A 15,434-nucleotide genomic window follows, 5' to 3' on the forward strand; every position below is an offset into this window, starting at 1 on the left:
TTATAGTGTTATTTTACAATATGTTAATAATACCGACACAATTACGTCATAATTGGTAATAATTTTCTACGGCTTCATCACGAAACTTCAATAGACTAATAAAAGAAATGTTGTTTTTATGTATAAGGCGGCCAATTTCAAATATACAGCCGCTTTCAAAACTACCTTTCATCCGAAAGTTTTTGTCAGCTTTTGAGCGGAAGTAATAGCTGTCATAGTAATAATCCTTATACAGATGTGACATATCATATATTTCGCCATTTAATGCGCTCTGTTCCTCTCTTGTATCGAAAACAATCTCGCCATCGCCTTTGATAATACCACTATTAGCCGAATGATTTCCGTTAAAAACTTCTGTTATTCCCATAGGTAAAAACAGTCGGAACATATGGTTAGTTTTGTGCTGAACCCAAGGAGCTTCCGGCGAACCAATCTCATCCAGACTTTCAACAAGTCTATCTTTATTCCAAACATCTGCAATGACGGGATCACAAGCAAGAGAAACCTTGAATTTCTCTTTGACGTCAGCTTTAATTTTAAAATCACTATAAAAATCTCCGAGTGGGTTAGGTTCTGCACCGTCTTTAAACTTATCATTTATCGTATCTTCATTGAGATGAAAGTTGATTTTATTCGCATAAAGCTTCACGAAGTAGAAAATAGTATTATACTTGATTCGATTATTCTCACTTGGCAGGACTGAATTGCTTAAATATTTAAGCACATTATCAAGTCTCCTTTTTCTATCCTTTGCCGTTAGCAGCTCGTACATATTAAAGTTCATACGTTTCAATCTCCTCTATCATTTTTTCGAGTATTTCACTAACACAGCAACATAAGAGAAGAAATTTATCCCAACCCTCGAAATCCCTGTGATAATTTCTCACGAAACACTTTTTATGATAGCATAATGAATTATATAAAGCAACCGTCCAATCAAGTGGAGAATGTAAGAAAATCGCTTTACTCTTGTCACCTTTATACCTTGCAAAGTCTGAAATTCTGTAGGAACTATTTATTGCTAAAGCTGTTATAAAATAGAAGCTGTTTGCAAACGTCTTAAAATTTCTTTTATATGACTTATATGTAAATTGCTCAATGGCTGTTCCACCGTTTGCAACAAAATACCGTTTCTTTGTATTTTTATCAAAAAGATATGCAGCTTCACTGTCAGCAGAACTTATATCTGTTGTTTCTATAAGCTCCAGTATGGATAGGCGGGCGGCTTCAACACCCAATGGAACCAAATCAGCGAGAGGGGATTTAATCTCATCCAACTCATAATCAGTGAAACAGCGGATATTAAAAACTTGATGTTTTATTTCTGAAAACATAGGTGAATCACTCTTAAAGTAGTTACCTTTTTGCGGTATAAGATAATGGTCAAGATACTTTATTTTTTTACGGATATTTATTTTTTTGCAACGCATTTGGACTCTCCTTGTACTTCTTATCACTTGTTCCGGTAACTTTATAGCCGTTTTCAAAACTACCTTTCATCCGGAAATTTTTATTTGCCCCAATGGGGCAGAAGTTGATTATGATTTCATTTATTTTGAACGCTGCCTTTTAATTCAGTTCTGAGTAACAGGCACAGGCTTTTGGCTTTTGGAAAATATTCTTGAGGTAGTCGCTCGTATTTGTTTTTATACGGACACGTTTTCTCATTTTTGCAGCCTTTACATTCGCAAAAAAACATATGTATCACCTCTGCCAAATATAGTTTTATAACGTTCTTTAATTCTTTAACTTATATTCTCTCCTTATAGTACCTGATTGTTTTTAGAACGGTTCTTGTTTTGCTGCTGTTCGGGCTTGTTATGTGCGATAGTCTGTGCGTTCTTTTTAATATCCTTGCGTGATAAAACAAATCCTTTTTTCAGCTTCTGATACTGATTACCGCTTTTATTACTTACCTCATTTACTTTAACTACCTTAGCTGGTGAGAACGCTTGATTCATCTCTTTTATACTATCAATTAAAATTTGAGCACTCGTTATCTTGTAACCATCAATAGGAGCATTTCCAATCTCCCATTTCAGAGCATCAATATCAACTGGAACAGCAAATGAATGTTTTTTGCCGTTGGTTGTGTTTGTTATTTCTACACTTAAAGCATTTTGAGCTTTTACGAGCTGATTTAACTGTTTAATAGTTATATTATCAGGAAGCTCAACACCGACTACTTCATACATAGGATAATAGTTTTCAAACTCTTCCAATGGCACCCCTATTTTTTTATTTAATTCTTGAGGTGATATAGGGAAAGTAAACCAATCGCTGTGTTCTTGCCCGGTTTCCTCTTCAAGACACCAATTTTTGATTTGTACACGGATGTCTGATTTGGCTTTTGTTGTGTCTTCCGGTGCAAACGCCCGGTTCATTTCATCAATTGTATCAATAGTGATAAATGCCTTGTTAATCTTATAGCAGCCTAGATTTGGAGCATAGCCGGTATGTTCTGCTAACTTCTTAACATCAACAGGGACATATTGCATATCCTTTTTATCAGTTACGCTATTAACAATTTCAACCGCTAGAGAAGACGAACCTTTAACAAGCTTATTTAACTCATCAAAAGTGATGTTATCCGGTAATTCAACAGCATTTACCTTATACGAGGGATGACAATCGTTAAATTTCTCCACAGGTACACCAATTTTATCGTTTAATTCCTGAGGTGTTATTGGAAAATCAAACCAAGCACTAAGTCTCTTGTTTGCGTTTTCAATAAGAACACGAATTCCAGCTGATTTTTCGTTCATTGTATAACCTCCTTTAAAGCTCCTGTCCGTGAGAGCGGTTCTTGTTTTGCTGCTGTTCGGGCTTGTTATGTGCGATAGTCTGTGCGTTCTTTTTAAGCTGATTGCGGCTCATTGGAAATGCAGCCTTTTCTTTTTTTACCTCGTTATTATTTCTTTGTGGCTGATGCGAATGCTGTGGAGTTAGCTTTTCCTGTTTGTGATTCTGTTCAGCAATAGAACTGTCAATAGTTTCTCCGCACACATCAACAACCTTATCTTCGGGATTTTTCGCAAATTCAGCAGGGTTTTCGGCAATGGAATTAACGATGCCGTCATAGCTTTTAGATACGATATTTTCGGCAGTCTGCTCTGATGCGCTCTTTACGTAGTTAAGCTTCTCATCAAATTGGTTGAGCTTATCAAGCTTTGCTTCAAACTTTTCCTTTTTGATATTCAATGCGGCAAGCTTATTCTGAAGTTTCATTTTCTCCTGAATAAATCTTGTCGTGTTCAGAGTGTCCTGCGCAGTGGCAATCTTCTCATTGACAGTAACAATCTTCTCGGTTGTGCGTTTAATGGAAATATCCTTAAATTCGCTTAATCCGAGGATAAAGTTTTCTCGTCTGCCGTCCGGTGACTTCATATTCTGCAAAAAAGTGTCAAGCTTTTTGTAGGTATCAATTTTTTGCTCGTATTTTTGTATCTTAAGGTCATTTTTCTGCATTTTCAGATTACGAGAAGAAATTTTATTTTCAAGAGATGCCGCTTTTTCGTGCTGTTGCTCGCTGATGATTTTCAGAAATGCGTTTACCGGAGCAGGAAGAACAGAACTTGAAATAAGGCTGTCGCATCTTTTAATAAAGCTGCGTGTGCGGTTGAGTTTTTCTGCCGCAGCATCGTTTTTCATTGCAAGCTTTGTGTTTTTGTCCTGCAACGAAATGAGATTGCTTGTGGCACGGTCATATAGTCCGGCAAGGACGGCAGTTTTTACGGGTAAATCAACAGTTTCCGGGCGTTGCTCCGGTTGCAGAGTTTCATTCCGAAGCGGCGATTCAGCTGTCTTTTTATTAACGACGTTTTCTTGCTGCAATGTTTCCTGAAGCTTTTCTCGTGAAGAAAGCTCTGCAATTCTATTTTGAAGTTTATTTACCGTTTCAGAATTGATACCGCCCCTTGGAATGTTCATACTATAGTCTGCAAACCAATCTGTAAGGCGTTCTTCCTGCGGTACAGAATGCTCATCCTCAAGCTTTGCAAGCGTATCTGTTAATTCAAAAACAACAGCTTTAGCCATTGGCGATACATCTCTGTTTGTGTTAAATGATTTATTATCACCCAGCTCACCTAAAACAAAACCGTTTTGTTTATTCTGAGTATTCAAACGACTGCGAACCTTATCGCTAACTTCGCTGTAATGGCTATATAATTCGCTACCGCTAATTGTTTGCACTACCTCGTTTTGTGTGCCGTAGAGCTTGTAATCTCTGTTAAGGTCGACAAAGGAGAGAAGTGTTTTACCGTCATTTATCTCAGTGATATTATCCTTAGACAACCACATATAGCGAACTTTTTCGCCATATGTTCCCGGTACTCTTGTTTTAACTGCCTTATCATTTTCCTCGTTTATAAGCTCACGGCTTATTGTGATGTCAGGAAAATTCTTGTTATGTTCAGCCATTGCTCCTGCAAACTCTACGCTATCAAGTACAACATTATTCTTATCGTCTAACAATCCGACCGTGTGGAGCTGTTTTATAGCCTGCAAGACAGTTCCTCGGCTTTGAATTCCAAAGACTTCCTGAATTTCAGCAGTGTCGGCTACTCTTTGGTTTTCGATAAAATAGTCTCCAAGTTTTTTAAGTAACTCATTCATTATAATTCCTCCAGTCAATTAGTTGCTCGTTTCTTTTATAATATCCTGACCTTGTTCCTGCTCCTGACAATTTCTCCGTCCCGAGGAAATAATCTTTGCGTTGTTCATTATTGTTCTTCGGGTAAGGATATATTTCCTCTCTAAGGTTTGGTCATTCTGCTGTTGTGCGACTTGATTAACATTATCCTGCTGCATACGCATAGTCTGAGCGTTCAACTGCTCGACATTTAGTGAAATAACCTGACAGAGTGCAGAACGCTTGCTGTCATCGTCAGAATCGTAGCTGTCGATGTATATCTGACAAATTAGCCGGCGCAGGTCGGACGGATAACGCTCAAGAATTGATACCGATACATTGAGCAGTTTCGCTATTTCGGGCAAAAGACCATTCAACTCGTCATCGGCATTATCAGGGTTTTCTATAACTCTTTCCCTTTGCATAATTATCGCCGCTTAGGGAAAACAAACTCAAGTGAATATGAATCGGTAAGCTTCAGTGCAGCATCAAAGCTCTTTCCGTTTTTGGACTTAAAGCCTCTGAGAATGTCTGTTCTACTGTTTTCAAGAAGCTTTTTAGCTTGCACTGCCGAAATGCTCTTGCCGGATATAGTTTTCCAAATTACAAAACCACAGCCGTTTTTACCGCTTTCACAAGAATAAGATATTGGATAATCCAAGACTCTTTTTCCGCATTTAGGACAAATACCAACGCTTGTCCATTCACGTGCAAAGGTTTTACTATTATCCGCAAAAGCGTATTTTTGCATAAGCTCACCGATGAAGGAAATAATAGCATTGATAAAATCAGAGTCAGTCCCAATTCCTTTTTCAATGTTTTGAAGCTGCATTTCCCAATCAGCCGTCATTTTAGGAGATTTAACCTCATAAGGAACACACGATATGAGTTTTATTCCTTTATTCGTAGGTATTAGCTTTTTATTTTCACGGACAATATACCCACGGGTCACAAGGTTTTCAAGTATTGCCGCACGTGTTGCAGGTGTGCCCAATCCCTTTTTTTCAACATCGCTGTTTTCATCGTACTCACCGTTTCCGGCTGTTTCCATAGCAGATAGTAATGTATCATCAGTATATTGCTTTGGAGGAGAGGTGAAATGTTCAGAGATAGAGGATACGACATTATTTATAATCTGCCCCTCGGTCACTTGCGGAAGCTCCTTAGATTCGGATTCTTTGTCGCTGTTTTTAGATTTTATACACGCTTCAAACTTTTTCCATCCATTATCAATAATCCGTTTGCCTGTTGCCTGAAACGCAAACGATTTACATTTTTCTACTGTTGAATTCAACTCAACAACTGTTGATTCGTATATGTGAGGAGCAGAAGTTGCGCAAATCAACCTTAAAGCTATTAAGCGTAGTATTTTCAGTTCTGAATCAGGCAAGGTGCTTAAATTGTAGTTCTCAATTTCTGCCGTTGTAAGTAATGCGTGATGGTCTGATACTTTTGAGTTGTTCACGCAGCGTTGCACGTTCGGTGATAACGTATCCACGGCAAACTCTTGAAATACACGGAAAACAGCATCAACCATTCTTTCAGCAGTTGAATACATATCATCAGTTATATATTGACTGTCGGTTCGTGGATATGTGCAAAGCTTTTTTTCATATAAAGCCTGAGTATAGTCTAACGTCTGCTGAGCTGTAAATCCGTATATACGGTTTGCATCTCGCTGCAAGGTGGTCAAGTCATAAAGCTTCGGAGGATTAACAGTTTTTGCCTTTCGTTCTACTAAGGTTATTAATGCCTGCTGTCCATTTGTGATATCTTTAAGCATTTCGGCAAGAGATTTACGCTCAAGTTCAAATTTCTCCACAGAAGACACAATCAGTCCGTTTCCGCAATCAAGCTCTACCGTGTAATATTTCTCTTTTATGAAATTTGTAACCTTATTATTTCTGTCAACAATCATTGACAAAGTTGGTGTTTGCACTCTGCCTATTGATAGGGGTGTACTGTATCTTACCGAGAAAAGTCTTGTTGCGTTCATTCCAACAAGCCAATCCGCCCTTGCTCTTGCAAAGCCTGCTGCAAACAGATTGTCAAACTCTCGGTCCGCTTTCAATTCGTTAAAACCACGTTTTATTGCACTTTCCTCAAGAGAGGATGTCCAAAGCCGTTTTACCGGCTTTGAGCATCCAATCAAGTTGTAAACATAGCGGAAGATACACTCACCTTCTCGTCCTGCATCTGTTGCACAGATTATTTCTGAAACATCAACTCTGTTCATCAGCTCTTTCAGCTTGATAAACTGCGCTTTTGTAGAGCTGTTTGCGACAAGCTTCCAAACATCAGGAATAATCGGCAGATTGTCAAATGTCCAAGGCTTTTCGGCGTATTGACTGCCGTAAGCTTCAGGCATAGCCAAGCCAACAAGGTGTCCTATGCACCACGATACAATATAACCATTGTTACATATGATATACCTATCTTCCTCGTTCTTTAATCCGAGTACAGTAGCAATAGTATTAGCAACTGATGGCTTTTCAGCAATCACAAGTTTCATTGTTTTTCCTCACTCTCGATTTCTTCATCCTCGTTTATTTCCTCGTCCTCAAAATCATCGTCATAATCATCGTCCTGAGTATTATTCGGTACTTTTTTCTTTTTAATCTTAAAAAGTACAAATACAATAACGCCGAGAGCAGCTACGCCGACAATGACAATAAGCATAAACTGAGAGTCACTCTGTTGAGTTGACTCCTGCTTTGTTGCAGGCTCGGTCGGAGCTGTTTCAGTTTCTTTTTCGCTATTACTGTTACCGTTATCATCGCTGAGCAGCTTGTTTATATCGTATGTATCCACCTCGTTAAGAAAATACACATTATCCTCGGTCTTAGTCTTATCAATAATGACATAAAATACATCTTTATCACGTGTAGTTACAGCAATAAATTGATAATATCCGTTTTCAAGCAGCACTTCTTCATTTGCAATTAGCTCAGAGTTGCCGAGTGTGTTTTTTGAGAATGAATAGTCAGGATTGCTTTCGGTATTCTCCGAGGATTCCTCATCGGTTTTATCGGTTTTATCACTCTCGTCAGAGCTACCGGAAGAAGTTGTCACTGTGGTGGACTTTTGTGTTGCTTCTTCAACTGCCGAAGCGGAAAAAGAAATTGAAAATACTGACGTAAGAATAATCAGTAAAAATATAATTACAGAAATAATAGATTTACGGTTGATTATTTGACTCATTTTTTATGCCTCCTACAAGCTCAAGAACATCATCTTGAGTAATGTCATTTTCTTTAAGTAGCTTTGCGAGCTTTAAATCGTCCCTCAGTGTAGAGATTGTGTATCCGTTTTCGTTTATAATTGACATAAATTCTTCCTGTTCAATCTCCTTAAGCTGTCGTTCACAATCTTTTTTTTGTACCAACAACGATTTCATCTTCTCGTCAATTGCTTTAATTTTTCGTTTTAAGCTATCAATTTTAGCATTATTATTTGCAGCCATATTCGCTCCTTCCTTTTTACTCTGATTTGGCAACCACATCCGCATCACTTCGATAGAACAGAAATTGTGGGTCAACGGTTTCCCATACCCACCAGTCATACTGTATTTCTACGCCAACGTGTAAATAGTTTTTGCTTGCAGCAGTGTTATCTTGGTTGTCAAAACAATGCTTATAACTGTCAACAACACCGATTATATCTCCGGCTTTCACCTCGTCTCCGACTGATACAGATGGATTTATATTTTCGTAATAAACTTTTGTTGCGTGGCTTTTATCCTCGTACCAATAATCAAGGTCGCTTGTTGATTGCAATACAAGCAAATGCTTAGAAGTGTCTATGCTTTCAACCTTGCCGGAAATAATTGCCTTGACCTCTGAACCGGATGCCGCCTCAAAATCTATACCGTTGTGAATACCGTTAATACCACAATGTTTCAGTGCCCATCCTTGCACATCATAGCCGTGACTGTTAAAAACCTTTCCTTGGCTTTGTAGTTGTGCAAAATCAGTTGTAAGCGGAGATAAAAACATCATATGGTTGCCATAGGTTCTTTCATCAGGTTCTTTATCTAATGCCATCAACGTGTTATAAAACTGTATTCTACTGCTAACGGCTGCCCGATTGTCACCGTCCTTGTGCCTGAGCATATACTCTATCGCTTGGTCAATAGTCCTTTTTCTGCGTACGGTAGTGTAGAGTTTACATTCCTTGATATATTCCTCAGCACGATAGTACCTGACAAGTTGCTTATTTCCGGTAGTCTGGTCGCCTGTCCAAATTTTTGTATCTCTCGGAGCAATTGCGTAATTAAACTCATAGCTTCCGATATAAAGTTGTGTTTTTCGTTGAGGTACATTGTTTGGTCCCATATATCCAAAGAAATTTTCACCTGTATTCGGGTCGTGAAATATTGAATAGAAGCTATTAAGAACACTTCCGTTTGGAGCTGTATACTCATAATTTAGATTTTGCATATAGTAGCCTGTTTTTCCAAAGCTCCTATTACGATTTATGACCTCGCCATATTGCAGCTCAAAATATACTGTATTTCCAACAGCAAAGCTTTTTAACTCTGCCGGTACTAAATCAGTAAAGGTAACAAACCCATATTTTACGCCATTTGAAGCTGTTGTAATCCCTGTTGAGTCCGCATAAAGATAACCCGAGCTTTCAAAGTTTGGTAAATTAACCCAATGTGATGTGTTGATATATCTGTGCTTGAACTCGTATTCAAGCTCAAAAAGCTCATTTATAATACCATCGTGCTCTGAACTGTTATATGTCCAAGGAACAATGTCACCGTTATCGGTTGAACCTGCACCTGCATTGTCATCAGTGAACGGATAGGTATACGCACACATAAAGGCTATTAATTTATCCGCTTCAAAATCATATACAGGTACACTTGGAAAAACATCAGATTGCCCGAAAATAAAATCGTCAGGCGTGTCTTCGTATGTGTTTAATGTAGATTGACTCACACCAAGACCTCTTAGTCCCGTTTTCCACTTTGAGGAATTTTGTGTCTTAATGACATTATTATTCATATTGTTGGCAAGCGAGGTGTAATGCTCTACAGCACAAGCAATGTCATAATCACGGCAGTTATATGTGCCTAAGATATATGTGCTGTTAGAGCTGCCTCCACCAAATAGCATCATAGCAAGTGAAAAAAGCATAAGAACAAACAGAATTGGCGCAAGCATTGAAAAAACCAGTTTAACCGCAAATTTGCCAAATTTCATTAGTGCATTTGAAACTGCCTTAGTAGACTTATTTTTAGCCTTTGATATCTTTTGTTTACGCTTAACCTTCTTTCTCTTATTCTTCTGAAGCTTGCTGCTCTTATTCTGAAGCTTGTTATGCTTTTTGTTTAGTTTGCTTTGGCGTTTTTCTGCGTTTTTATGACGTGCCCGTTTTGAAACATTAGAAGCTTGCCTACGGGTGCTGTTAATTGCCCTTGCACTTTTATCAATAGCCTTAACAAAGTCATTGTCAGGGTCAGCAGAAACGACATATTGACTGAATTTACCAAGTAGCTGACCTCCAAGAAACGCAGTCGCAGTTAATGACAACGGAACAGCCATATCAAGATGCTTTTGCTTTAGTGCGTGCCGTTTAAAAGCTTTTTGATTTTTATATTTCTTTTTTTCGAGCTTAAGCTTCTCTTTTTCAAAAGCAGTCCTGCCTTGAAGTACTGCAACACGGTTGACATTGAAGTTTTTCTTTTGCTTAATCGTCTTAATTTTAGCCTTGTTTTTCTTCTTTTCTGCTTTAACAAGCTGTTTTTCTTTTTTAAAAGTAGTTTTTTCCTTTTTTGTTTTAGCCTTTTCTGCCGCATAAGTTTGTTTTTTGATTTTCTGAGAAACTTTTCTCAGTCGCTTTCTGACAATTGCTTTTCTCGCTCTACTGAATGTCCTGACAGCAGTAGCAGCAGATAAGACAGCCTTACCGGTATCCGCCTGATTAAACTCAGCTCTTGTATTATTCGTGAGCTTGCGCAAGCCTGCCGATGAAGCCGTATATGCGGCTGTTTCAGCTGAGAGCAAGGCTTTTCCTGCGAACTTTAGCGGCATTTTCGCTGAACGAACAGTAAATTTTGAAGCCGAATGAATTACCTTTCCCTTTACGGTTTTCGGTTGCATATTACTCAGCTTTTTTTCAATCGAAAAGGATGGAGCACCTTCAAATCTTCTCCGGAAATCTCTTGCACGGTGAAGCAGTCCGGGTTCACGGTAAACAGGCTTGTCCGATCTGACAAACTTGACCGTTGTGTGAAATTTGCCTGATGAGCTTTTCTTGCGTTCAAACTTTACGTGTGTTTCTTTGCCGACAAAATGGTTGGTTATCAGGTCTTTTGAAAACAAAGCTGTTGTTTCAAGTGCTAAAAACGGTTTAGCGGCTATTTTGAACAAGGGTTTTGAACTGTGTTTTTTAAGCTTTGCGGAACTGAAGAGCTTGTGAAGCGCTCCTCTGTCCTTGTATTCAATGCTCATAGCTTACACACTTCCTAACCGGCATTAAGCTTCTCTTCGGCTTTTTCTTTCTTTTTCTTCTTGTCGGGGTCAGTATTGAGGAGCTGGAAGGTCAGAGTGTTCTCCGGGAACTCATCTTTAAACGGCAATATTGTATTGCCGAAAATGATTAATCCGTTGCCTGCCGGAACATTCTTTACATACTCGCTCTGAGCATCGGAAAGATTGAGCTTTTCGGCAAGAATCTCTCTGTCGCCGGAAGCCTGACTTAGCATATAAATGAAATCTGAGTTATCAAGAATATTCTCAATTTCAGGAGAAGAAAGCAGGTCTTTGACATTCTGTGTGATTCCCGTTGGAATACCACCCCATTTACGGAAACGTTTCCAAATTTCCACTGAGTATTTTGCTGTTTGCTCATCACGCAGAAGCAGATGAAATTCATCAATATAGTATCTCGTCTTGAAGTCATCGTCTCTGTTTTGAGAGACTCTGTTCCATACTTGGTCTTGTATGATAAGCATTGCAACCTTCTTGAGCTGAGAGCCTAAATTCTTAATGTCATAGCACAGAAGCCTGTTATCGACATCAATATTCGTTCTGTGGTTAAAAAGGTTCTGCGAACCGCTCACATACATTTCAAGAGAGTTTGCAACTCTCATTAGTATTTCTGTAAGCTCTGGCTTGCGCATCTCAGTGAGCAAGTCTTGTAAAATCGGCATATTTGCTGCATTCGGGTTATTGGCAAAAAATCTGTTATACACATTTCGCGTCGCACGGTCAATGCACGACCTTTCTTCCGATGATAACCCATACTTGCCGCCAACGATAATCTCACACAGAGAAATAAGGAAGTCTGACTTAGTTGATATACGGTTGTCGTCCTCGTCGTTGTCAATAAGGGATATATCCATCGGGTTAATATACTGACGGCTGCTGTTAGAAATTTTGACAACCTGACCGCCGAGATGCTCAATAAGCGGATAATATTCGCCCTCTGGGTCAGTTATAATGATGTAATCAAGCAGACGGAGATAAACATCCAAAATTTCACGCTTAACCGCAAAAGACTTACCGCCGCCGGGAACGCCGAGATATAAGCCGTTTGGGTTCTTAAGCTTTGTACGGTCGCCCATAAGCATATTGTTTGTTACAGCGTTTACACCGTAATAACAACCTTTCGGCATAAACAACTCTTGTGTTTCAAAAGGTACAAAGACGGCGAGTGCGGATGTTGGCAGCTCACGGACAATATTCAGCTTGTTAATTCCCAACGGCAAGCTTGAGGCAAATGCCTCTTCTTGCTGATAATCAAGCGACATCAACTTACAGTTGTTTTTCTGACTGATTCTCTTAAGCTTTTCAAGTTGCAATTTGAGAGACTTTTTGCTTTTAGAATATGTTCTTATCGTAATCGCAACTTTGAAAAGTCGCTCATTTTTGCTGTTCAGGTCGGTCAGCAGCTCGTTAAGCTCTTCAAGATAAGTCTTAATCTGCGGAGGCAGTATATCAGGGTCATAACCTGATATACTGGCTTTCTTCTGCTCATCAATCTTCATCTTGTCAACGTCTGTCAGCTTTGAGCGAATGAGCTTGAGTGCCTTAATTTGGTCATATGGCTCAACACTTATGTTCATTGATACAAGATTGTCGCTACTGCTGTCATTTTTTTGCTCAAAAAACTCTGAAACAATTTTATCGCTCATCTCGCCTGCAAGCAGATTAAGCGTTGCAACGCTTCCATACGCATTATTGATGTTAAAATCATTTTTTGTAAAAGCCATTGACGCAGGTGCAATAAAATCTTTTGTGGTTAGTCCGTATTTTGTTCCTGACCAGTCAAAAATAAAAGGATCAGGGTCAAATGGATTTAATGAACGGTAAAGGGTCTCAAGGCGTTCTTTTCCGTCAAGCTTTACTGAAAAGACACGAAAATCAGAAAAGAGCTTGATAATTTCATCAGCAACGGCATTCAGTTTTATTCGTGCCATTTTCAAATTTGAGGCATCGGTTGTAAATGTAAGATATTTCTTTACGCTTTTTCCGCCTGTTGATTCAGTCAATCTTTGACAGAGCATATCGGAATATTCTTTTCTTACATCGTTGACCTTATCTTTTTTTTCGGGAATTTTCAGCTCAGCAATCAATGCCCTCTTATCTGTATTCTGGTTTTCATATGTAAACTGAAATGATAGGGAATCGTCAAAATAATTATGAAGATTGCACCACGCAGTAAAAATGCTGTTTTTATCATCAAAATTCGCAAGCCTGTAATTGCAATCGTAAAATTCAATAGTTTGAGAAAAACGGTTATCGGGTAATTGGCAAGTGCCGTCTTTAAAAATATTGACATACGGTATTACCGACTGAGTAGCAGAGCGATTATCTGTATTACGCTTTCGCAGCTCTTTCATCCTGCGGCGCAGTTGGTTTCGTTCCTCTTTGTTTAGCGTACTTGGAGTTGTTACCTTTGCTGATTTTGAAGAAGAGGAGCTATTTCTTGTTTCCATTTCGTTTCACCTTCTTTCTGAAATTTGCAAAATTATTTTTGACTATATTTAGCCAATCAATAAGATTCCGATTATTTTCCGGGTCTACAAGTTTATATAGCCTGTTGTATTCAATTTGGCGTTCAATTGCACAGAACATATCCTCGGATTGATATATTCTTTTTTTAGGACTTCGCAAAAAGTGGAACATATTTTTAAAATACTCGTCAAAAGTACCGCCCTTGTAGGGGAATGCACATAGTATAAACGGCATTGCAACAAGACCCATTCCAATGATTGATATTGCAAGGTCTCCGATTGTAAACTTAAGCAGAAAGAACACAGGAAAACCTAACAGAATACCTAACCCAAAGCATAAAAGCTGTCGTTTGGTAAGACCAAACATAAATTTTTGCTTTATTGCTCGTATATCCTGCGGAATCTTAACGTAGTGTATGTTATTCAATTTTTATCACCCATTTATTGCCACTTGTGCCCCAGTGGGACACAAGTGAGTTTTAAAAATTAATGTGCAGCAAATACAGACTTTGAAATTGCACTTGTCCTGAACATTGTAAAAATAAACGCAACAATAAAGCCGAGAAGTATAGCCATTGTCAAAATCACATCTCCGCCATTACCACTCATCATCGTTGCTAATGCATTTGCAAACAGAACTTTAAAGATTGCTAAGGCAACGACAATAAAGAAGCCTTGAAATGCCAATGCAAGAACATTTCTGAGCCAGTTTTTACCGATTTGCCCGATATCGTTATTCATAAGTGTTGCAAACGGTAACGGTGCAACTGACAAATACATAAATACCTCTATAATTCTTGAGGCAAGAACAACTATTATCGCTCCAAGCAATATGAATGTAACGATAATGATAACGAAAGATATAATCAGGGTTACAATTAGTGTGCCAATGTCTTGTTGCATTAAAACATCGTGAAAACTACTGCTGTTAAGCAGATTATCATCAATGAACTTTGACCCAGATGGGAACAATGAATTCAAGCCGTTTGTTACGGCACTTGTTCCAAAACTGAATATCGCAGTTGTTATATCAAACACATTTGCTATCAGCAGAATTCCACAAAATGTTTTAATAGTCCACCGGAAAAATATTGAGGTGTCAAAATCACGAAAATTATTTCCGCTGATGACCATCTGTATCAATTCATAAAGCACGACCACGCAGAGAACAAAACCGGCTATCGGCACTATAACATTATCCGACAATGTGTGTATTATGTTCCACACAGGAGTCCCTGAACCGTTTGCTGAGCCTGTAAACTTCTCCGGAGATTCAAGAAACTGACCGAACAAGGGATTCATTCCCGAACCGTCTGAACCGTTAAGGCTATTTGACAGCATATCGTTAGTCGTTTTAAGAGAACCCTCAATTCCACCGGCTAAGATACCTTTGAACCAATTTTCAATAGCAGCTACTGCGTCTTCGATTATACCCACGTTTAAACACCCTCTTTCTTAATAAAATCACCGGTATTAAAATGATTTTTCTTTATTTAAGTAGATTTTTTAAGCGATTGCTTGGGTAAACATACCTTCCAGTACAGGAATTATCAAAAATGCAAGAACTATAAGTCCGATTCCTGCACAGGCTTGCTTCATTCCCTGTGATTTTGCGCCCGCGTTATCACTGCCGTAGCCCTCAATGAGATTGACAACGCCCCAAACTCCCAATCCAGCGCCGATGAGACAGATAACGGCTTTAAGTACTGTCATTGATGTTTTAATAAATCCACTCGGGTCAATATCTGCGGCAAATACAGAAGTAATACCCATTGCGACCATTGTCAACGCCGAAAAAACTACAGCAATTACCTTTTTAGCACGAACAGTTGA

At 38.7% G+C, this 15,434-nt stretch carries 13 protein-coding genes; all 13 read right to left on the reverse strand.

Annotated features, from left to right (window positions below):
- Positions 1 to 46: 46 nt before the first annotated feature.
- Positions 47 to 784 (reverse strand): DUF6710 family protein, encoded by a 738-nt coding sequence (locus GMA13_RS01735; RefSeq protein WP_255882471.1) that lies wholly within the window; start codon positions 782 to 784, stop codon positions 47 to 49.
- Positions 774 to 1,430 (reverse strand): hypothetical protein, encoded by a 657-nt coding sequence (locus GMA13_RS01740; RefSeq protein ID WP_255882472.1) that lies wholly within the window; start codon positions 1,428 to 1,430, stop codon positions 774 to 776. The genes GMA13_RS01735 and GMA13_RS01740 overlap by 11 nt, the downstream gene beginning before the upstream one ends.
- A gap of 333 nt (positions 1,431 to 1,763) precedes the next feature.
- Positions 1,764 to 2,765: a hypothetical protein gene (locus GMA13_RS01745; protein ID WP_255882473.1), complete on the reverse strand. Its 1,002-nt coding sequence runs from the start codon at positions 2,763 to 2,765 to the stop codon at positions 1,764 to 1,766.
- A gap of 13 nt (positions 2,766 to 2,778) precedes the next feature.
- Positions 2,779 to 4,617 carry a hypothetical protein gene (locus GMA13_RS01750; RefSeq protein ID WP_255882474.1) on the reverse strand — a complete coding sequence of 613 codons (1,839 nt, stop codon included), beginning with the start codon at positions 4,615 to 4,617 and terminating at the stop codon, positions 2,779 to 2,781.
- Between the two features lie 18 nt (positions 4,618 to 4,635).
- A complete protein-coding gene (locus GMA13_RS01755; protein WP_255882475.1) occupies positions 4,636 to 5,058 on the reverse strand; it encodes a hypothetical protein in 423 nt (140 codons plus the stop codon).
- 2 nt (positions 5,059 to 5,060) lie between these two features.
- Positions 5,061 to 7,145: a type IA DNA topoisomerase gene (locus GMA13_RS01760; protein WP_255882476.1), complete on the reverse strand. Its 2,085-nt coding sequence runs from the start codon at positions 7,143 to 7,145 to the stop codon at positions 5,061 to 5,063.
- Positions 7,142 to 7,834, reverse strand: a complete 693-nt coding sequence (locus GMA13_RS01765) for a CD1107 family mobile element protein (RefSeq protein ID WP_255882478.1) — start codon at positions 7,832 to 7,834, stop codon at positions 7,142 to 7,144. Before GMA13_RS01765 ends, GMA13_RS01760 begins: the two co-directional genes overlap by 4 nt.
- The gene (locus GMA13_RS01770) at positions 7,812 to 8,096 is read right to left on the reverse strand and encodes a hypothetical protein (protein WP_255882479.1); all 285 of its coding nucleotides are present in this window, start codon (positions 8,094 to 8,096) and stop codon (positions 7,812 to 7,814) included. The genes GMA13_RS01765 and GMA13_RS01770 overlap by 23 nt, the downstream gene beginning before the upstream one ends.
- 16 nt (positions 8,097 to 8,112) lie before the next feature.
- Positions 8,113 to 11,094, reverse strand: a complete 2,982-nt coding sequence (locus GMA13_RS01775) for a M23 family metallopeptidase (RefSeq protein WP_255882480.1) — start codon at positions 11,092 to 11,094, stop codon at positions 8,113 to 8,115.
- A 14-nt stretch (positions 11,095 to 11,108) separates the two neighbouring features.
- Positions 11,109 to 13,583: a VirB4-like conjugal transfer ATPase, CD1110 family gene (locus tag GMA13_RS01780; protein WP_255882481.1), complete on the reverse strand. Its 2,475-nt coding sequence runs from the start codon at positions 13,581 to 13,583 to the stop codon at positions 11,109 to 11,111.
- Positions 13,567 to 14,028 (reverse strand): PrgI family protein, encoded by a 462-nt coding sequence (locus GMA13_RS01785; RefSeq protein WP_255882482.1) that lies wholly within the window; start codon positions 14,026 to 14,028, stop codon positions 13,567 to 13,569. The genes GMA13_RS01780 and GMA13_RS01785 overlap by 17 nt, the downstream gene beginning before the upstream one ends.
- Positions 14,029 to 14,087: 59 nt before the next feature.
- A complete protein-coding gene (locus GMA13_RS01790; protein ID WP_255882483.1) occupies positions 14,088 to 15,038 on the reverse strand; it encodes a VirB6/TrbL-like conjugal transfer protein, CD1112 family in 951 nt (316 codons plus the stop codon).
- 69 nt (positions 15,039 to 15,107) lie between these two features.
- Positions 15,108 to 15,374 carry a Maff2 family mobile element protein gene (locus GMA13_RS01795; RefSeq protein ID WP_255882517.1) on the reverse strand — a complete coding sequence of 89 codons (267 nt, stop codon included), beginning with the start codon at positions 15,372 to 15,374 and terminating at the stop codon, positions 15,108 to 15,110.
- Positions 15,375 to 15,434 lie beyond the last annotated feature (60 nt).

The sequence above is a fragment of the Ruminococcus sp. zg-924 genome (genome assembly GCF_024433635.1).
Lineage (GTDB): Bacteria > Bacillota > Clostridia > Oscillospirales > Acutalibacteraceae > UBA7067.

Bases quoted from the DNA above. Each gene is read 5' to 3' on its own strand.
- GMA13_RS01750 (WP_255882474.1), bottom strand. From the start codon at position 4,617: ATGAATGAGTTACTTAAAAAACTTGGAGACTATTTTATCGAAAACCAA.
- GMA13_RS01780 (WP_255882481.1), bottom strand. From the start codon at position 13,583: ATGGAAACAAGAAATAGCTCCTCTTCTTCAAAATCAGCAAAGGTAACA.
- GMA13_RS01735 (WP_255882471.1), bottom strand. From the start codon at position 784: ATGAACTTTAATATGTACGAGCTGCTAACGGCAAAGGATAGAAAAAGG.
- GMA13_RS01765 (WP_255882478.1), bottom strand. From the start codon at position 7,834: ATGAGTCAAATAATCAACCGTAAATCTATTATTTCTGTAATTATATTT.
- GMA13_RS01740 (WP_255882472.1), bottom strand. From the start codon at position 1,430: ATGCGTTGCAAAAAAATAAATATCCGTAAAAAAATAAAGTATCTTGAC.
- GMA13_RS01745 (WP_255882473.1), bottom strand. From the start codon at position 2,765: ATGAACGAAAAATCAGCTGGAATTCGTGTTCTTATTGAAAACGCAAAC.
- GMA13_RS01760 (WP_255882476.1), bottom strand. From the start codon at position 7,145: ATGAAACTTGTGATTGCTGAAAAGCCATCAGTTGCTAATACTATTGCT.
- GMA13_RS01770 (WP_255882479.1), bottom strand. From the start codon at position 8,096: ATGGCTGCAAATAATAATGCTAAAATTGATAGCTTAAAACGAAAAATT.
- GMA13_RS01755 (WP_255882475.1), bottom strand. From the start codon at position 5,058: ATGCAAAGGGAAAGAGTTATAGAAAACCCTGATAATGCCGATGACGAG.
- GMA13_RS01775 (WP_255882480.1), bottom strand. From the start codon at position 11,094: ATGAGCATTGAATACAAGGACAGAGGAGCGCTTCACAAGCTCTTCAGT.
- GMA13_RS01795 (WP_255882517.1), bottom strand. From the start codon at position 15,374: ATGGGTATTACTTCTGTATTTGCCGCAGATATTGACCCGAGTGGATTT.